Source organism: Streptomyces sp. 6N223 (assembly GCF_052246635.1).
Classification (GTDB): domain Bacteria; phylum Actinomycetota; class Actinomycetes; order Streptomycetales; family Streptomycetaceae; genus Streptomyces.
Genome location: NZ_JBQQCA010000015.1, coordinates 14666 through 33102, shown reverse-complemented (window position 1 = coordinate 33102; position 18437 = coordinate 14666). Strand labels below are relative to the sequence as shown.

The 18437-nt window shown below is 73.6% G+C and carries 15 protein-coding genes; 9 read left to right on the top strand and 6 right to left on the bottom strand.

All coding sequences use genetic code 11. From position 1 onward, the window contains the following. Window positions 1-185 precede the first annotated feature (185 nt). From ACTWQH_RS12050 to ACTWQH_RS12040, 3 genes are all read left to right on the top strand, one after another. Window positions 186-947 (top strand): MerR family transcriptional regulator, encoded by a 762-nt coding sequence (locus ACTWQH_RS12050; protein WP_443286448.1) that lies wholly within the window; start codon window positions 186-188, stop codon window positions 945-947. Between the two features lie 63 nt (window positions 948-1010). Then, on the top strand, window positions 1011-1475 hold the full coding sequence (locus ACTWQH_RS12045; RefSeq protein WP_443286447.1) for a protein-tyrosine phosphatase family protein: 465 nt from the start codon (window positions 1011-1013) through the stop codon (window positions 1473-1475). 69 nt (window positions 1476-1544) lie between these two features. Continuing rightward, entirely contained in the window at window positions 1545-3215 is a 1671-nt protein-coding gene (locus tag ACTWQH_RS12040; protein WP_443286446.1) for a threonine/serine ThrE exporter family protein, read from the top strand. Between the two features lie 191 nt (window positions 3216-3406). On the opposite strand, the gene ACTWQH_RS12035 is transcribed toward ACTWQH_RS12040, so the two are convergent. Then, on the bottom strand, window positions 3407-6403 hold the full coding sequence (locus tag ACTWQH_RS12035; RefSeq protein WP_443286445.1) for an AfsR/SARP family transcriptional regulator: 2997 nt from the start codon (window positions 6401-6403) through the stop codon (window positions 3407-3409). Between the two features lie 458 nt (window positions 6404-6861). Continuing rightward, window positions 6862-7356, bottom strand: coding sequence for an inorganic diphosphatase (locus tag ACTWQH_RS12030; RefSeq protein WP_443286444.1), 495 nt, complete (start codon window positions 7354-7356; stop codon window positions 6862-6864). A gap of 165 nt (window positions 7357-7521) precedes the next feature. Here ACTWQH_RS12030 and dacB point away from each other — a divergent pair, with 165 nt between their 5' ends. The 6 genes from dacB (at window position 7522) to folE (ending at window position 15073) form a co-directional block, all read left to right on the top strand. Further along, a complete protein-coding gene (gene dacB / locus ACTWQH_RS12025; RefSeq protein ID WP_443286553.1) occupies window positions 7522-8937 on the top strand; it encodes a D-alanyl-D-alanine carboxypeptidase/D-alanyl-D-alanine endopeptidase in 1416 nt (471 codons plus the stop codon). 55 nt (window positions 8938-8992) lie between these two features. After that, window positions 8993-10156, top strand: coding sequence for a zinc-dependent metalloprotease (locus tag ACTWQH_RS12020; protein ID WP_443286443.1), 1164 nt, complete (start codon window positions 8993-8995; stop codon window positions 10154-10156). Window positions 10157-10383: 227 nt separating this feature from the next. Beyond that, window positions 10384-11523 carry a tRNA lysidine(34) synthetase TilS gene (gene tilS / locus ACTWQH_RS12015; RefSeq protein WP_443286442.1) on the top strand — a complete coding sequence of 380 codons (1140 nt, stop codon included), beginning with the start codon at window positions 10384-10386 and terminating at the stop codon, window positions 11521-11523. A 57-nt stretch (window positions 11524-11580) separates the two neighbouring features. Then, entirely contained in the window at window positions 11581-12135 is a 555-nt protein-coding gene (hpt, locus tag ACTWQH_RS12010; RefSeq protein ID WP_443286441.1) for a hypoxanthine phosphoribosyltransferase, read from the top strand. A 251-nt stretch (window positions 12136-12386) separates the two neighbouring features. Beyond that, window positions 12387-14384, top strand: a complete 1998-nt coding sequence (ftsH, locus tag ACTWQH_RS12005) for an ATP-dependent zinc metalloprotease FtsH (protein WP_443286552.1) — start codon at window positions 12387-12389, stop codon at window positions 14382-14384. Window positions 14385-14479: 95 nt separating this feature from the next. Further along, window positions 14480-15073 (top strand): GTP cyclohydrolase I FolE, encoded by a 594-nt coding sequence (gene folE, locus ACTWQH_RS12000; protein WP_443286440.1) that lies wholly within the window; start codon window positions 14480-14482, stop codon window positions 15071-15073. Window positions 15074-15107: 34 nt separating this feature from the next. On the opposite strand, the gene ACTWQH_RS11995 is transcribed toward folE, so the two are convergent. The 4 genes from ACTWQH_RS11995 to ACTWQH_RS11980 all read right to left on the bottom strand — a co-directional run bounded on the left by ACTWQH_RS11995 (window position 15108) and on the right by ACTWQH_RS11980 (window position 18427). Further along, window positions 15108-15866 (bottom strand): hypothetical protein, encoded by a 759-nt coding sequence (locus ACTWQH_RS11995; RefSeq protein ID WP_443286439.1) that lies wholly within the window; start codon window positions 15864-15866, stop codon window positions 15108-15110. 98 nt (window positions 15867-15964) lie between these two features. After that, window positions 15965-16912 carry an ABC transporter substrate-binding protein gene (locus ACTWQH_RS11990; protein WP_443286438.1) on the bottom strand — a complete coding sequence of 316 codons (948 nt, stop codon included), beginning with the start codon at window positions 16910-16912 and terminating at the stop codon, window positions 15965-15967. An 8-nt stretch (window positions 16913-16920) separates the two neighbouring features. Then, complete coding sequence (locus ACTWQH_RS11985) at window positions 16921-17703, bottom strand: ABC transporter permease (RefSeq protein WP_443286551.1); 783 nt, start codon at window positions 17701-17703, stop codon at window positions 16921-16923. A gap of 46 nt (window positions 17704-17749) precedes the next feature. Next, window positions 17750-18427, bottom strand: a complete 678-nt coding sequence (locus tag ACTWQH_RS11980) for an ABC transporter permease (protein ID WP_443286550.1) — start codon at window positions 18425-18427, stop codon at window positions 17750-17752. Window positions 18428-18437: the final 10 nt, after the last annotated feature.

Below are 18437 nucleotides of genomic sequence, written 5' to 3'. Positions count from 1 at the left end.
CTGACGAGCTGGCTGGTCTGGCTGAGGTGGCTGAGGTGGCTGAGCATGATCCCGACGAGTGCGACGTTTTGGCTGCGTACGGCGCGAAAAAGGTGCGTACCGTCGCAGTCGCGGTGGGCGCGGCTTGCACCTTACGTAACGTGAGGGGGCACCGTGGTCGGCGTACCGGACGGAAAGAGACGGACGTGGGCTACGCGGTCGGGCAGCTTGCGGCGTTGGCGGGCGTGACGGTGCGGACGCTGCACCACTACGACGCCATCGGGCTGCTGGTCCCGGGCGAGCGCACGCGCGCCGGGCACCGGGCGTACGGGGAGGCGGAGGTCGACCGGCTGCAGCAGATCCTCTTCTACCGGGAGCTGGGCTTCCCGCTGGAGGAGATCGCCGCGTTGCTGGACGACCCGTGCGCCGACCCGATGGCGCACCTGCGCCGTCAGCACGCGCTGCTGACGGAGCGGGTGGCGCGGCTGCGCGCCATGGCCACGGCCGTCGAACGAGCCATGGAGGCACGGACGATGGGCATCAGGCTGACACCGGAGGAGCGGTTCGAGGTCTTCGGGGAGTTCGACCCCGGGGAGTACGGGGAGGAGGTCGAACGCCGCTGGGGCGGGACCGACGCCTACCGCGAGTCGAAGCGGCGGGCGGCGGCGTACACCAAGGAGGACTGGCTGCGGATCAAGCGCGAGGGGGAGGAGCTCAACCAGCGGTTGGCCGAGCTGATGGACTCCGGCGCGGGGGCGGAGACGGGGGCGGCGATGGATCTGGCCGAGGAGCACCGGCAGCAGATCTGCCGCAACTTCTACGACTGCGGCTACGAGCTCCACCGAGGGCTGGCCGAGCTGTACGTCGCGGACGAGCGGTTCACCCGCACCTACGAGGCGATCCGGCCCGGACTGGCGGCGTTCCTGAGTGAGGCGATCCTGGCCAACGCCGCGCGGGCGGAGGGGTAGCGGAGGGTTAGCGAAGGGGCAGGCGCACGGGCCCGGCCCTGGCTGCCGGGCTACGCTCGCGCCATGACGAACAAGGGAGTTGCCACCTGGGATCCGGCCGCCGCAGGCGTGCTGCGGCTGCCGTCCGGGCGGCTCGTGCGCGGGCGGGGGCTGCGGCGGCCGCTGCCGGAGGGCAAGGGCAAGGGCGGGGGCGGCGGGCCGGTGCCGGCGTTCGGGCTCTACCTGCTGGGGCGCCAACCGCCCCCGGTCGAGTGGGAGAGCCGGTGGGTGCGCTGGCCCGACTTCCGGCTGCCCGCTGACCGCGCGGACGCCGCCGAGGCGCTGCGCGAGGCGTGGGAGCGGGCCGCGTCCGAGCGCGTCGAGGTCGCGTGCGGCGGCGGCGTCGGGCGTACCGGCACCGCCCTGGCCTGCCTCGCGGTGCTCGACGGCGTACCCGGCGAGGAGGCCGTGGCCTACGTCCGCGAGCACTACGCCCGCCGCGCCGTCGAGACGCCCTGGCAGCGCCGCTTCGTAGCCCGATTCTCCTGACGTCCGGGGTCACTCCTATCCTGCGAAAGGAAGGTGACCGGAGGGAGCGTCAGAGGGAGCGAGGCGGAAGTGGCCGGGGAGAGCCGGGGGTCGGCGGAGGGCGACGGGGACCGGGGCGTCCGGGACGCCCGGGACAGCCGGGGCGACTGGGACAGCCGGGACGTGGAGTCCACGTCGGGGTTCGCGGTCCCGGAAGGGCTGAGGCCGCCGTCGCCGCCCGCCGACGAGCACCCGACCTCGGAGTTCGCCGTCCCCGAGGGCCTGAGCCTCGCCCCGCCCGAGGCGCCGCCGCGCAGCGACTTCACGCCGCCGCAGGGCATTCCGCAGTTCGCGCGCGGGGCGCCCTGGCATGACCGGATGCGGGCGATGGTGCGGCTGCCGCTGTCCGAGCGGCCCGCGCCCGCCGCCCGCGAGGCGCGCGGCGAGGGCGAGGAGGCCTCCCCGCCCGTGCCGCGCGTGCTGGACCTGACGCTGCGCATCGGCGAGCTGCTGCTGGCGGGCGGCGAGGGCGCGGAGGACGTCGAGGCGGCGATGTTCGGCGTCACGCACGCGTACGGCCTGGACCGCTGCGAGGTCACGGTCACCTTCACACTGCTCTCCGTCACCCACCAGCCCTCGCTCGTCGATCCCTCGGTCTCGCTGAGCCGCACGGTGCGGCGGCGGGGCACGGACTACACCCGGCTGGCCGCCGTCTTCCGGCTGGTGGACGACATCTGCTCGGAGTCGGAGCAGGTGACGCTGGAGGAGGCGTACGGGCGGCTGGCGACGATACGCCGCAACCGGCACCCGTACTCGAAGTGGCAGCTGACCTTCGCGAGCGGGCTGCTGGCCGGGTCGGCCAGCGTGCTGGTCGGCGGCGACTGGTGGGTCTTCCTGCTGGCGGCGCTCGGCGCGATGGTCGGGGACCGGCTGGCGTGGCTGGCGGCGAGCCGCGCGCTGCCGGAGTTCTACCAGTTCGTGGCGTTCGCGATGGCCCCGGCGGCGGTCGGGATCGGGTGGGCCGTGGCGCACCCGACTCACAGCGGGGAGGTCGAGGCGGCCGCGATGATCACCGGCGGGCTCTTCGCGCTGATCCCGGGGCGGGCGCTGGTCGCGGCGGTCCACGACGGGCTGACGGGCTACTACCTGACGGCCTCCGCCCGCCTGCTGGAGGTCGTCTACCTCAGCGTCGGCATCATCTGCGGGGTGCTGGCGGTGCTGTACATGGGGGAGACGTCGGGGGTGACGCTGGACCCGGACGTGCTGCTGGAGGCCGTCACCCGGCCCGCGACGCAGCTCGCGGCGGCGCTGCTGCTGTCGCTGACCTTCTGTGTGCTGCTGCAACAGGAGAAGGGCACGCTGATCCCGGCCACGCTGAACGGGGGCGTGGCGTGGGTGGTCTTCGGCGCGATGCACGACACGGCCGGGCTGTCGCCGTTCGCGGCGACGGCGGTGGCGGCGGGGATGGTGGGCCTCTTCGGGCAGCTGCTGTCGCGGTATCGCTTCACGTCGTCGCTGCCGTACGTGACGGCGGCGATCGGGCCGCTGCTGCCGGGGAGCGCGGTGTATCTGGGGCTGCTGGGGTTTGCTCAGGGGAATGTCGACACGGGGCTCGACTTCCTGCTGCGGGCGGTGACGCTGGCGCTGGCGATCGCGATCGGCGTCAACCTGGGCGGGGAGCTCGCGCGCCTCTTCATCAGCACGCCGGGCCAGTTCACGCCCATCGGCCGCAGGGGCGCGAAGCGCACGCGCGGCTTCTGACGACGGGGCCCGGGGGCTCCGCCCCGGGCCCCGGCCTGGGGGCTCCGCCCCCAGGCCCCCTGGGCATGTGCGGGCCGTCGCCTGCCGCCCGTGGTGTGCCCACCCTCCGCCCTTGGCGGAGACTGCCCGCACCACGGGATTCGGAGGGCTCGCCGACGACGGCGCCCAGCCCCGGATGCGGCTGGCGGGCGTTAGCCCGCCGCCGGGTCGCGTTCGGGCTCGGCGAGCCCGTGAAGGCGCGCGCGCAGCGCCCTCGCGTCGCCGGGGGCGAGCTCGTCCAGGAGCGCGAGCGCGCGCCGCAGCGTGCGCTGCCCCTCCTCCCGGTGGCCCGCCGCCAGCTGCGCCTCCCCCAGCTTGCGCAGCGTCCGCGCGCCCAGCGCCCGCTTCCACCCCCGCCGCCACGCCAGCGACCGCCGGTAGTAGGCGATCGCCTCCTCGTACTGCCCCAGCCGGTGGTGGATGTACCCGATGCTGTCCAGCGTCGCCGACTCACCGGGCATGTCTCCCAGCTCCCGGTGGATCGCCAGCGCCTCCTCGCAGCAGCGCAGCGCCTCCCCGTACGCCCCGAGCTGCGCGTGGAACCAGCCGACGTTGTTCAGGGTCCTGCCCTCGCCCGCCCGGTCGCCCGCCGCCCGGTAGAGCCGCAGCGCCTCCTCGCTCAGCCGCAGGCCCTCGGCGTACCGGCCGCACCGGTCCTCCAGCACGGACAGGTAGACGTAGCAGACGCCCTGCCCGCCCTGCCCGATGTGGTCCCCCAGGCCGCCGAACAGCGCCAGCGCCTGGCGCAGGTGCGCCTCGCTCTCCCCGTCCTGCCCCAGCCGGATCAGCGCCTGCGCCAGCCCGACGTGCGCGTGCGCCGCCGCGGCCGGGTCGGAGAGGCGTTCGGCCGCCTGGAGCGCGATGTGGTGCATGGCGGCCTGGTCGTCCGAACGCCCCTCCTGCGACAGGAAGCCCCAGGCCGCGCCGGCCAGCTGCCAGGCGTGCGTGTCGAAGCCGCTGCGCGCGGCGAGCCGGATCGCCGCCAGCAGCATCCGGTGCTCGCGGCCGAACCACGCCAGGCTCTGCGCCCGGTCGGCGATGCGGGCCAGGGTGACGCCGGGCCTGGGCGGGGCGAGCGTGAGCGGAACCCGGTGGTACAGGTCCAGCAGCCGGTCGCCGCGGCCGGCGCTGTGCAGGTAGTGGTCGAGGAGGCGGTGCAGGGCCTCGCGGCGTTCGTCCTCGGAGTCGTGGAGGCGGGTCAGCTCCTCGGCGTACGCCCAGAGCAGGTCGTGCCAGCCGTAGCGGCCGGGGGAGGGCTCGGTGGCCAGGTGGGCACGGGTCAGCTCGGTCAGCAGGCGGTGGGCGTCGCGCACCGGGATGCCGGCGAGGCTGGCCGCCGCGGCGGTGGAGATCTCGGGGCCGGGGACCAGGCCGCGCAGCCGGAACAGGCGGGCGGCGTCCGGGCTGAGGGCCCGGTAGGACCACGAGAACACCGTGCGGACGTTGGTGTTGGCGTCGCCGCCGTCGAAGACGTCCAGGCTCTCTCCACTCCCGGAATCGCCGAGGCCGTCGGGGCCGTCGGGGCCGTCGGAACCGTCGAGGCCGCCGTCGAGGCCGTCCGGGCCCGAGGTGAGCGCGGCGAGCGGGAACGCCGGGCGGGCGCGCGCCCGGGCGGCCACGATGGCCAGCGCCAGCGGCAGGCCCGCGCAGCGGGAGACGATGTCGGCCACCGCCGCCGGCTCGGCGGCCACCGTGTCCTCGCCGAGCCGGCGGACGAGCAGCTCGCGGGAGTGCGCGGGCGGCAGCAGGCCGAGCGAGAGCGTGCGGGCGCCCTCGACCGCGACGAGGCCGGTCAGCTCGGCGCGGCTGGTCACCAGCACCAGGCAGCCGGGGGAGTTCGGCAGCAGGGGCCTGACCTGGTCGGAGTCGAGGGCGTTGTCGAGCAGGATCAGCATGCGGCGTTCGGCCAGCAGGCTGCGGTAGAGCCCCACCCGCGCCTCCAGCGTGGTGGGGATGCGCTGCGGCGGCACCTGAAGGGCGTCCAGGAAGAGGCGTACCGCCTCGGCGGGGGAGCGGGCGAAGTAGGTGGGGCCGAAGCCCTGGAGGTTGACATACAGCTGGCCGTCGGGGAAGCGGTCGCTCACGCGGTGCGCCCAGTGCACGGCGAGGGAGGTCTTGCCGACGCCTCCGGTGCCGGTGATGACGCACGGCGCCGTCGCGTGGCCGGGCAGGGGGGGTCTCCCCGGCAACGGGGGCGTAGCCGCCGGGGGAGGCAGGGCCAGCTCGTCGAGGGCGGCCAGCTCGTCCTCGCGGGCGGTGAACGGCTCGGTGTCCGGCGGGAGATGCCTCGGCACGGCGAACGCCGCTGCCGGAGCCGCCTCGGGCGTGGCCTCGCCCGCCGGTTCCTCCGGCCCTCCGCTGCCGGCCGTCTGCTCGTCCTCGGCCCCGCCCGCCTCCGCCGCCTCCGCCGCCGCCGTCCGGCCCGCGAGGATCGCCTGGTGGAGGCGTTGCAGCTCCTCGCCCGGCTCGATGCCCAGCTCGTCCGCGAACCGCTGCCTCACGCGGCGGAAGACGGCCAGCGCGTCCGTCCGCCGGTGGCAGCGCAGCAGGGCCGTCATCAGCAGCGACACCAGCCGCTCCCGCAGCGGGTCCTCGGCCACCAGCGCCGACAGCTCCGCCGCCACCTCCTGGTGCCGCCCCAGCCGCAGGTCGAGCGCGGCGCGGCGCTCCAGCGCCGACAGCCGCTCCTCCTCCATGCCGGGCGCCACCGCCTCCGGCAGCCACCGGCCCGCGACGTCCGCGAGCGGCGGGCCGTGCCACAGCGCCAGCGCCGTGCGCAGCTGCACGCTCGCGTGGTAGGCGCCCTTTCCCGACCCCCGCTCCGCGCCCTTCTCCGCGCCGCGCGCCTCGCGCACCAGCTTCCGGAAGCGGTGCAGGTCGACGCGCTCGCGCTCCGCCGTGAGGCAGTAGCCGCGCGCCGAGGTCGCCAGCTCGACCTCGGGGAGGAACGGCGCCAGGAGCCGCCGCAGCCGCGAGATGTGCCCCTGCACGGCGTTGCGCGACGACTCCGGCGGCTCGCTGCCCCACAGCGCGGTCTCCAGCCGGGCGACCGGCACCGGCCGGCCCGGCTCCAGCAGCAGGGTCGCCAGCACGGTCCGCTGCTGGGCGGTGGGCGGCCCCAGGCACCGGCCTTTGGCCCAGACGCCCACCGATCCCAAGAGACGGAACTCAACGCCGTCCACGATCGTCGCCCCATCTCCCCCGAAGCACCGTCAGAATCCCGACGAGGCGAACAGACTAGCGGCCAACTCAGCACGAAATCAGCCACGTTTCAGCGCGGATGAGCACTCTGGGCGCGGCGGCACCGCGACCCACCGTCCGGTTCCCCCCGCGGGGAGGGTTCAGCCCCCTGTCCCTCCCCGCGGGTTTCTCGCGTCCCCAGTGACCATCAGAGGTGATGCACGCATGTGGACCGACACGCCCCCAGCCCGCCGCAACCTGTGGTGGCGCCGCCCGCCCCGTCGTCCGGAGGTCAGTGGGCCGGACGGAGGCCGGTGACGCAGCCGACGACGCCCGCCAGGAGCAGCACCTCCGGGGCGGCCACGGACTCGCCGCCGAACGTTATGGCGTAACCCCGCCGTGCGAGAGGTGGTGCGTCAGTGGTGCGTCAGTGGTGGCTGCCCGCCTCCACCGCGCGCTTGAACGAGGCCTCGATCTCCGCCTCGGCCTCCGTCCGGCCCACCCAGTTCGCGCCCTCCACGGACTTCCCGGGCTCCAGGTCCTTGTAGACCTCGAAGAAGTGCTGGATCTCCAGCCGGTCGAACTCGGCCACGTGGTGGATGTCCCGCAGGTGCTCCATCCGGGGGTCGGACGCCGGCACGCACAGCAGCTTGTCGTCGCCGCCCGCCTCGTCCCGCATCCGGAACATGCCGATCGCCCGGCACAGGATGAGGCAGCCGGGGAACGTCGGCTCCTCCAGCAGCACCAGCGCGTCCAGCGGATCGCCGTCCTCGCCCAGCGTGCCGTCGACGAAGCCGTAGTCCGCCGGGTAGACCGTCGAGGTGAACAGGTGGCGGTCCAGCCGCATGCGGCCGGACTTGTGGTCCACCTCGTACTTGTTCTTCGAACCCTTCGGGATCTCGATGGTGACGTCGAACTCCACCTGGGGCACTCCTTAACCGTTTTACAGCTCCGTGCACAGCGACAGGTGGTTAAGTGTCCCTCACGCAGGTTTCGGATCGCGAAAGGGGCTGGTCGTAGCGTGCGCGGGGCGGCAGAGGCGGTTGCGCGGCGGTATCGCCGGCACGCGGCGACGTGGCGGCTGGCGATGGGCGCGGCGGCGGCCGGGCTGGCGTTGGCCGCCGTGGCGGTCGCCCTGACGGGCCCGTGGGACGCGGGCCAGCGGGAGGCCGAACGCCGGGCCGCCGCGGAGGCGGGCGAGCCGGTGGAGCCCGATCCGGTCGCGGGCGTCATCCCGGCGGCGCAGGCCGAGCGGGTGCTGGCGCCCCTCGGCACGGACGCCGGCGGCGAGGGCGGCGAGGGCGGCGACGGCGGCGCCGGCCTGCCCGGCGAGCGGGCGCTGGCGAACGCCCTGGGCCCGGCCCTGGACGACGCCGCGCTCGGCGCGGGCGCCACCGGCTCCGTCATCGACATCGCCACCGGCCGCGAGCTGTACGCCGACGGCGCGGGCGGCCCGATGACCCCCGCCTCGACGGTCAAGATCCTCACCGGCGTCGCCGCCCTGCACACCCTGGGCGCCGACCACCGGCTGACCACCACCGCCCTGTGGGACGCCGGGCACGAGCGCGTCGTGCTGGTCGGCGGCGGCGACACGACCCTCCGGTCGGAGGACCTCAGGGCGCTGGCCGAGGACGCCGCCGCGGCGCTGCCGGGCGACGGCGGCGGCCCGGTGTCCGTCGGCTTCGACGCCTCGCTCTACGCCACCGAGCTGCACCCCATCGGCATCAACGACAACATCGCGCCCATCACCCCCCTCCAGGTCGACGCGGGCCGCCTCGACGACAGCGAGACCGGCCCGGCGCCGCGCGCCCCCGACCCGGCCACCGAGGCCGCCGACGAGTTCGCCGGGTACCTGCGGGACGCCGGGGTGCGCGTCACCGGCGGGCCCGGCCGCGTCGGCGCCGCGCCCGAGGACGCCGAGACGCTGGCGGTGCACCGCTCCGCGCCGCTGTCCACGCTCGTGGAGGAGATGCTCACCCACAGCGACAACGACCTGGCCGAGGCGCTCGGCCGCCACGTCGCGCTCGCCACCGGCCACGACGGCGACGCGGCGGGCCTGCGGCGCGCCGTCTCCGCGCAGCTCGCCGAGCTGGGCCTGCCGGCGGCGGGCGGTGACGGCGTACGCATCGCCGACGGCAGCGGCCTGGACCGCGCGGGCCGCGTCACCGCCGAGCTGCTGACCGGCGCCCTGCGGCTGGCCGCCGACGCCCGGCGGCCCGCGCTGCGGCCCGTCCTGACGGGGCTGCCCGTGGCGGGCTTCACCGGCACGCTGGCCGACCGCTACGACCCGGACGGCGGAACGCCCGCGGGCGCGGGCGCGGGCCTGGTGCGGGCCAAGACGGGCACGCTCACCGGCGTCAACTCCCTGGCCGGGACCGCCATCACCCCGAACGGGCGGGTGCTGGCGTTCGCCTTCCTGGCGGAGGAGACCACCGATCCCGTCGCCGCCCAGGCCGCGCTGGACACGGCCGCCGCGACGCTCGCGAGCTGCGCCTGCCGCTAGAGCGGCGGCCGGCCGCCACTAACGCTTGTCCCGGACGGGCCGTACCGTTGACGACATGACGAGTCTCGGCGCACCCGACCTGGTGGACTGGAATCTCGCGGTGTCCACGGCGACCCGCATCGCCCGCCCCGGGCCGGAGGTGAGCCGCGACGAGGCCCGGGCGGTCGTCGCCGAGCTGCGGCGGCACGCGGTCACCTCGGAGCGGCACGTCCGCGCGTTCACCCGCATGGACTCGGGCGCGGTGGACACGCCCGTGCTGGTGGTGGACCGGCCCGGCTGGGTGCGGGCCAACGTCGCCGGCTTCCGCGAGGTGCTCCAGCCGCTGATGCAGCGGGTGCGGGAGCGGCGGTCGGCCACGCCCGGCGGCGTGGCGCTGAGCGTGGTGGGCAGCAAGGTGACCGGCGTGGAGGTCGGGATGCTGCTGTCGTTCCTCTCCTCGCGGGTGCTGGGCCAGTACGAGACCTTCGCCCCGGCCAGCCCTCAGCTTCCGGCGGCGGGCGGCGGGCGGCTGCTGCTGGTGGCGCCGAACATCGTGCACGTGGAGCGCGAGCTGGACGTGGCGCCGCACGACTTCCGGCTGTGGGTGTGCCTGCACGAGGAGACGCACCGCACGCAGTTCACGGCGGTGCCGTGGCTGAAGGAGCACCTGGAGGGCGAGATCCAGGCGTTCCTGCGGGAGGCGGACGTCGACCCGGGCACGCTGGTGGAGCGCATCCGGCAGGCGGTGCAGTCCATGACGGGCGGCGGCAAGGGGCAGGAGAGGGGCCAGGAGAAGGGCCAGGATCAGGAGGCCGCCGACTCGGACGGCGGCGCGGGAGGCTTGGGCGGCGGCTTCGTCGACCTGGTGCAGACCCCCGGACAGCGGGAGATCCTGGAGCGCGTCACGGCCGTCATGTCGCTGCTGGAGGGCCACGCGGACTACGTGATGGACGGCGTGGGGCCCGACGTGGTGCCGACGGTGGCGGAGATCCGGGAGAAGTTCACCCGGCGCCGCCAGACCGGCGCGGGCCGCCTGGACCGGGCGCTGCGGCGGCTGCTGGGCCTGGACGCGAAGCTGCGGCAGTACAAGGACGGCGAGCGCTTCGTGCGCACGGTCGTCGAGCAGGCGGGCATGGACGGCTTCAACAAGGTGTGGACCTCGCCGAACACCCTCCCCACCAAGGACGAGATCGCCAAACCCGAGCGGTGGGTCGCACGGGTGCGCCCGGGCGCCGCGTAGGCGTGCGGCGGCCGCGCATCTTCAGGCGCGGGGCGGGCGGTTGAGGGCGGAACACCCGCAACATCACTCGTACGAGGGACCGTGGCGGCATACCTGGCGTGCGATGCTCGGGATACCGCGCGACTCTGTCACCATTTACGCACCCAGCGTGACAGGGCTCTGGTCGAAGACTCCGGTCGAAGTCCCCAGGAAGCCCCCGGAAGCCCCCAGAAAGAAGTGATGCGGATATGGGTCCCCACCCCGCGGTCGCGGCGATACGCCTGGCGGTACGCCGCGTTCTGCACGACGTCCTCAGCGAGCTGAACGACCGCCCCGCCGACTCCCCCGCCGAAGCCCCCTCCGAAGCCCCCTCCGACTCCGACTTCCAGATCCAGGCCGACTCCAGCGCCGGCACCCCCGCCGACCCCCCTCTCATCCTCGTGGCCTGCTCCGGCGGCGCCGACTCCGTGGCGCTGGCCTCCGCCCTCGCCTTCGAGGCGCCGCGCCTCGGCCTGCGCGCCGGGGGCGTCACGATCGATCACGGACTCCAGCCGGGCTCCGCCGCCCGCGCCCGCGAGGTCGCCGAGCGGCTGGCCGACCTCGGCCTGGACCCCGTGGAGGCCGTCACGGTCTCCGTCGGCCGCTCCGGCGGCCCGGAGGCCGCCGCCCGCACGGCCAGGTACGCCGCCCTCGACGCCGCCGCCGACCGCCACGGCGCGGCGGCCGTCCTGCTGGGCCACACCCGCGACGACCAGGCGGAAACGGTGCTCCTCGGCCTCGCCAGGGGCTCCGGCATCCGCTCCCTGGCCGGCATGGCCGCGTCCTTCCCCGGCGTCACGGCGCCCGCCGGCGGCCGCCCGGACGCGGCGGGCGGCGCACCGCACCGGTACCGGCGGCCGTTCCTGGGCGTCGACCGGCAGACCACGCGCAAGGCGTGCCTCGTGCAGTCGCTTCCGGTGTGGGACGACCCGCACAACGCCGATCCCTCCTACACCCGCTCCCGCGTGCGGCACGAGGCGCTGCCCGTGCTGGAGAAGGCCCTGGGGCGCGGCGTCGTCGAGGCGCTGGCGCGCACGGCGTGGCTGTCGCGGGACGACGCGGACGCGCTCGACGACTGGGCCCGCCACGCGCTGCGGGCCGCCAGCCGGGCCGACGGCGGGCTCGACGTCGCCGCGCTGCACGAGCTGCCCGCCGCCGTGCGCCGCCGGGTGCTGCGGCTGGCGGCGATCGACGCGGGCGCCCCGGCCGGGTCGCTCTTCGCCCGGCACATCGAGGAGACCGACCGCCTGATCACGGCCTGGCGCGGCCAGCGTCCGCTGAATCTGCCGGGCCGCGTCGAAGCGCGGCGGCAGGGTGGCAGACTGGTGCTCCAGCGAGCAAGCCAGTAGGCCGCAAGGCCATCGGGCCACGAGAGCCTCGACAGCCACGAGAGAGCAGCAGCGCGGGTGCGAGAGAAAGACCTGGGGGCCGATCTTCAGTCGGTCCTCATCACCAAGGAAGAGATCGACGCCAAGCTTGCCGAGCTGGCCGCCAAGATCGACGCGGCGTACGCGGGCAAGGACCTGCTCCTCGTCGGCGTGCTGAAGGGGGCGGTCATGGTCATGGCCGACCTGGCCCGCGCGCTGTCCTCGCCGCTGACCATGGACTGGATGGCGGTGTCGTCCTACGGCGCCGGCACCCAGTCCTCGGGCGTGGTGCGGATCCTCAAGGACCTGGACACCGACATCCAGGGCCGCGACGTGCTGATCGTCGAGGACATCATCGACTCCGGGCTGACCCTCTCCTGGCTGCTGTCGAACCTGGGGTCCCGGGGCCCCGCCTCGCTCAAGGTCTGCGCGCTGCTGCGCAAGCCGGACGCGGTGGAGGTGGACATCGACGTGGAGTGGGTCGGCTTCGACATCCCCAACGAGTTCGTCGTCGGGTACGGCCTGGACTACGCCGAGCGGTACCGGAACCTGCCCTTCGTCGGCACGCTCGCGCCCCACATCTACCGCGACTGAAGCGCGACGGAACGCGACGGACGGCGACCGCCCGCGACCGCCCGCGACTGGACGGGAACATAGCGGCCCGCTTTACCGTTGGAGCGAAGGGAACGCAAGGGGTTCCCCGGCGGTATCGACGCCCGGCAGCGTGGGCGGGCGGTGCTGGGGTACCGTCGCGTTAGTTAGGCAGTTTGGCCGGGCGCGTATCGGCCGACCCAAGGACACCTCACCGTTGGCAGGAGGGACGGGGCCCGCGCCGCCCCGTGTGGATAAACGTGAAGCGCTACTTCCGTGGGCCAGTGATGTGGATCGTGCTGGCCGTCCTCGCCGTGATCCTGCTGATGCAGGTGTTCAGCTCCTCCGAGGGCTACAAGAACGTCGACACCGGCGAGGTCGTCCAGGCGATCGACAACAACCGCGTCAGGTCGGCCGAGCTCACCACCGGCGACGAGAACACCATCAAGGTCGAGCTGCGAGACGGCCAGGAGATCCAGGGCAGCGAGAAGGTCCAGGCGGACTACATCGACAACCAGGGCGAGCGCCTGGCCGACACCCTGCAGCAGAAGTACCAGGAAGGCCAGCTGCCGGACGGGTACAACGTCTCGCCCCAGTCGCAGAACCCGTTCGTCGGGATGCTGCTGTCGATCCTGCCGTTCCTGCTGATCATCATCGTCTTCCTGTTCCTGATGAACCAGATGCAGGGCGGCGGCTCCCGCGTGATGAACTTCGGCAAGTCCAAGGCGAAGCTCATCACCAAGGACACCCCCAAGACCACCTTCACCGACGTGGCCGGGGCCGACGAGGCCGTGGAGGAGCTCCAGGAGATCAAGGAGTTCCTGCAGGAGCCCGCGAAGTTCCAGGCCGTCGGCGCCAAGATCCCCAAGGGCGTGCTGCTGTACGGCCCGCCCGGCACCGGCAAGACGCTGCTGGCCCGCGCGGTCGCGGGCGAGGCGGGCGTGCCGTTCTACTCGATCTCCGGCTCCGACTTCGTCGAGATGTTCGTCGGTGTCGGCGCCTCCCGGGTCCGCGACCTGTTCGAGCAGGCCAAGGCGAACGCCCCGGCCATCGTCTTCGTCGACGAGATCGACGCCGTCGGCCGCCACCGCGGCGCCGGCATGGGCGGCGGCCACGACGAGCGCGAGCAGACGCTGAACCAGCTCCTCGTCGAGATGGACGGCTTCGACGTCAAGGGCGGCGTGATCCTGATCGCGGCCACCAACCGGCCCGACATCCTCGACCCGGCGCTGCTGCGGCCCGGCCGCTTCGACCGGCAGGTCGCGGTGGACCGGCCCGACATGCAGGGGCGCCTGGAGATCCTCAAGGTCCACCAGAAGGGCAAGCCCGTCGCCCCCGACGTCGACCTGGGCGCCGTGGCGCGCCGCACCCCCGGCTTCACCGGCGCCGACCTCAGCAACGTGCTGAACGAGGCGGCCCTGCTGGCCGCGCGCGGCAACGCCAAGCTGATCGACAACAAGTTCCTCGACGAGGCCATCGACCGCGTCGTCGCCGGTCCGCAGAAGCGCACGCGGATCATGAGCGACAAGGAGAAGATGATCACCGCGTACCACGAGGGTGGACACGCCCTGGTGGCGGCGGCGTCGCCGAACGCCGACCCGGTGCACAAGGTGACGATCCTCTCCCGTGGCCGGGCCCTGGGCTACACCATGGTGCTGCCCGAGGAGGACAAGTACTCCACGACGCGCAACGAGCTGCTGGACCAGCTGGTCTACATGATGGGCGGGCGCGCCGCCGAGGAGCTGGTCTTCCACGACCCGACCACGGGCGCGGGCAACGACATCGAGAAGGCCACGGCCACGGCCCGCGCCATGGTCACGCAGTACGGCATGACCGAGCGCCTGGGCGCGATCAAGTTCGGCTCCGACAACTCCGAGCCCTTCCTCGGCAAGGAGATGGGCCACCAGCGCGACTACTCCGAGGAGGTCGCCGGGCTGGTGGACGAGGAGGTCAAGAAGCTGATCGAGACCGCCCACAACGAGGCCTGGGAGATCCTGGTGGAGAACCGGGACGTGCTGGACAACCTCGTGCTGGCGCTGCTGGAGAAGGAGACCCTCAACAAGGACGAGCTGGCGGACATCTTCGCGCCGATCGTCAGGCGCCCGCCGCGCCCGGCCTGGACCGGCTCCGCGCGGCGCACGCCCTCGACCCGGCCGCCGGTGGCCTTCCCCGCCAAGGAGCTGAGCCTGGCCAACGGCTCCGGCCCCGAGGTCGCGGCGCCGCCGCTGGAGGAGCGCCGTCCCGAGGCGTAGGCGTTGGCGTATGCCGGAATGCCCCCCGCGCCCCCCACGTTCTACCGTGGGGGGCGCGCACGTGTGTGCGAATAGTGCGAGAGAACGAGGACCACATGGACCACACGACCGCGGGGCCCGTCCGTGAGTTCGACGAGAAGCGTGCCGAGAACGCCGTCCGCGAGCTGCTCATCGCGGTGGGCGAGGATCCGGACCGGGAGGGCCTGAAGGAGACCCCGGCCCGGGTGGCGCGGGCGTACCGGGAGATCTTCGCCGGGCTCTGGCAGCGCCCCGAGGACGTCCTCACGACGACCTTCGACCTGGGCCACGACGAGATGGTGCTGGTGAAGGACATCGAGGTGCTGAGCTCATGCGAGCACCATCTCACCCCATTTGTTGGCTATGCCCATGTTGGTTACATTCCATCCGCCAATGGGAAGATCACTGGCCTGTCGAAGCTGGCGCGCCTGGTCGATGTCTTCGCCCGCCGCCCGCAGGTGCAGGAGCGGCTGACGACCCAGGTCGCCGACTCCCTCATGCGCATCCTTGAGCCGCGGGGCGTGATCGTGGTGGTGGAGTGCGAGCACATGTGCATGACGATGCGCGGAGTACGCAAGCCCGGCGCAAAGACCACCACCTCCGCTGTCCGGGGCCAGCTGCGAGACGCGGCCACGCGGGCGGAGGCCATGAGCTTGATCATGGCTCGGTGACTCTGCCGGATTAACTCTGCCGGAGGTCTTCCGGCTAGCGGGCACCACGTGCACGCGACGGAGTGAAGAAGTCGAAGTTGCCGTTGCGCTGTGGCGGCGGCATCACCGGCTCCAGGTGGGCGGCCGACCGCTCGCGCGTCTCGCGCGTCTCGCGCGCCTCGCGTTCCCGCTCGGCCGCAGCCGCCGTCTCCGCCTCCGACTCCTCGCGCTGGCGGGCCAGGCTGCGGGAGAGGTGGCCCAGCGCCTCGTACGCCTGGAGGTACGTCAGCGGGGTCGGGGCGCCGCCCGAGGTGCGGTGGTCGGTGGCCTGCGCCTCCAGCGCCTTCGCGGGCGCGGCGGCCTCCAGCGCCAGCAGCCGCCGGCCCTCCAGCGCCTTGGCCCGCTCGGTCTCGGCCGTGGCGTAGCGGCGCAGCAGCTCGGCGTGCTCGCTGCGCAGCCGCTCCAGGTCGGCCCGCTTGGCCGAGATCTTCTCCTCCAGCGCGCCGATCTGGTCCTGCGCCTGCTCCAGCCGCGCCTGCCGCTCCTCGTTACGCCAGTTCAGCCCGGCCTTCGCGGCGCGCTCCCGGGCGACGATGCGCCCGGCCCTGATGTCCCAGCGCCGCAGCAGCAGCGCGCCCGTCACGGCGGCCACGGCCGCCCCGCCCGTCAGCGCACGCAGCACGAGAGCGTCCCCGTCGCCCGCCGCACCCCCGACGAACCAGGAGGCGCCGGCGCAGGCGACCGCCGTCCCGCCCACGGCTGCGGGGATCAGCACCCGGTGTAGTGCCGAGTTCCGGTGACGTCCACGTGCCATGGGCGAAACCTACCGTGGCCGCCCGGTGCGTGGGAGGGCACCGGGAGACTCTTCCCCGCTGTTTATCGATATGTGTCTCAGGACTGAGTTTCAGGGCCTCAGGTCGTCAACAGGCCCTGCTCCTCCAGGTAGTCGTGGGCCACGTCCTCCGCCGTGCGGCGTTCGGCGTCCACCTGGCGGTTCAGCTCGATCAGGTCCCGCGTGGTGAGCACCATGCTCAGCTGGTCCAGGACGTGGGCGATGTCCTCGTCCCCGGCGCTCCTGGTGTTGACGACGGGCAGCACGACGTCGGCGAGCTGGAGGTTCTTGTCGTCCTCCAGCAGCACCAGGTCGAAGTCCTCAAGGGTGCCGTCGGTCGTGGTGACCAGCACCATGTCGTCCTCGCCGTTCTGCACGGCCCGCTTGGCCTGCACCGTGCCAACGCCCTTGGGGTCGAGCTCGGCGATGTCGATGCCGTAGGTCTCCTCAAGGCCCGGCTGGCAGAAGGGCCGTTCGGGGCAGTCGTCGCCCGCCGCGAGGCGGACCGGCAGGCCGGAGGCGCCCAGGTCGCTGAGGGTCTCCAGGTCGTGCTCGGCGGCGAACTCCTCGTGGACGGCGAAGGCGTTCTGGTCGATCGCCCCGCCCCCCTTCAGCGCCGTCAGGCCCAGCGGCTCGGCCAGGTCCCGCAGCGCCGCGATCGTGTCCCCCGCATGGGCGGAGGCGACGTCCGGGGCGTCGACGCCGTTGACCTTGTCGTTGAGGAACTCCGCCATCGTCGCGGCGTACTCCGGCACGATGTCGATCTCGCCGCTCTCCAGCAGCGGCTCGTACAGCTCGCGGCTCTCGACCGTCTCCGTGTCCGTGTCGTACCCGTTGTGCTCCAGCAGCTGGGCGTAGAGCTCGACCATGATGGTCGCCTCGGTGAAGCTGGCGCCGCCGATGGTCAGCGAGCCCTTGTCGCCGCCGTCGCCGCCGCCCCCGCTGTCGCCTTCCTCCTCCAGGCTGTCGCCGCCGCAGGCGGCCACGGCGAGCACCAGCGCCACGGCGCTCGCGGTCATTCCAGCCATCCGTGCCTTCACGGTGTTCCGCTCCCCGTCTTCGCCTTGGTCATTGTCACGGCCGGACTCAGCCTTTCAGTCTCCGTCGCCGATGTCGAACGCGATAGCGAACGCCGTGAACCCCGCGAACGCCGCCGCAGCGGATCGCAGGCGCGCTCGGCCAGCGCCAGCACGCCCTCCACCGCCAGTGCCAGCAGCGCCACCAGCACCGCGCCCGCCACCACCTGCGGCGTCCGGTTGGTGTCGAACCCGGCGGTGATGATGCGCCCCAGGCCGCCGCCGCCCGGCAGCGCGGCCAGCGTCGCGGTGGCGACGATCTGCACGGCCGCCGTCCGCACCCCCGTCATGACCAGCGGGAACGCCAGGGGCAGCTCGACGCGCGTCAGCAGCTGCCAGGGCGACATCCCCATGCCCCGGGCCGCCCGCACCACCTCGGCGTCCGCCTCCGACACGCCGACGTAGGCGTTGGTCAGCAGCGGCGGGACGGCGAAGAGCACCAGCGCGATGATGGTCGGCAGGTCGCCGTGGCCGCCCAGCGGGCCCATGCTGAGCAGCACCAGCACCGCGAAGGTCGGCACCGCGCGCCCGGCGTTGGAGATGTTGACGGCCAGCGCCCCGCCCCAGCGGCGGCCGCCTCCGTGCCCGAGCCACAGGGCCAGCGGCAGGGCCAGCACGCAGGAGATGGCCAGGCAGACCCCCGTCAGGTACAGGTGCTCGCCCAGCCGGTGCCAGGCCCCGGCCTCGCCCCGCCAGTTCTGCGCCGTGGTCAGCCACTCCCAGCTGTCCCCGATGACGCTCAGCTCCACGTCGTACGCCCCCTCACGCCCCTCACGCCCCTCACGCCTCTCACGCCGTCCGTGCCGCCCGGGTCCACGGCGTGAGCAGCCGCTGCACCACCAGCAGCAGCACGTCCGCCACCACGGCCAGCGCCACGCACAGCACCGACGCCGTCAGCACCTGGGCCTTGAAGTAGCTGTCCATGCCGCTGTAGATGAGATTGCCGAGCCCGCCGTAGCCGATGATGGCGCCGATCGTCGTCAGCGAGATCGCCGAGACCGTGGCGATGCGCACTCCCGCCATCAGGGACGGCAACGCCAGCGGCACCATGACGCCGAACAGCAGGCGCACCCGCCCGTACCCCATGCCGAGCGCCGCCTCGCGCGCGTCGGCGGGCACCGAGGCCAGGCCGGCGCGGATGTTGCGGACGAGGATGGTCAGCGAGTACAGCACCAGCCCGCAGATCACCACCGACGACGACAGCCCGAACACGGGCAGCAGCAGCGCGTACATCGCGAGGGAGGGGATCGTGTAGAGCACGGTCGTCAGCGACAGGATGCCGCCGGCCGCCAGCCGCCAGCGGTGGGCGACGAGGGCGAGCGGGAACGCGATCAGGGTGGCGATCGCGACGGCCGAGACCGTGATGAGGACGTGCTCCCCGGTGGCGTCGATGAGCTCGTCGCGGCGGCTGCTGATGTACTCGCCGCAGATCCAGGCGTTGGCCGTCAGGCAGTTCTCGGAAGCGATCGTGGGCACC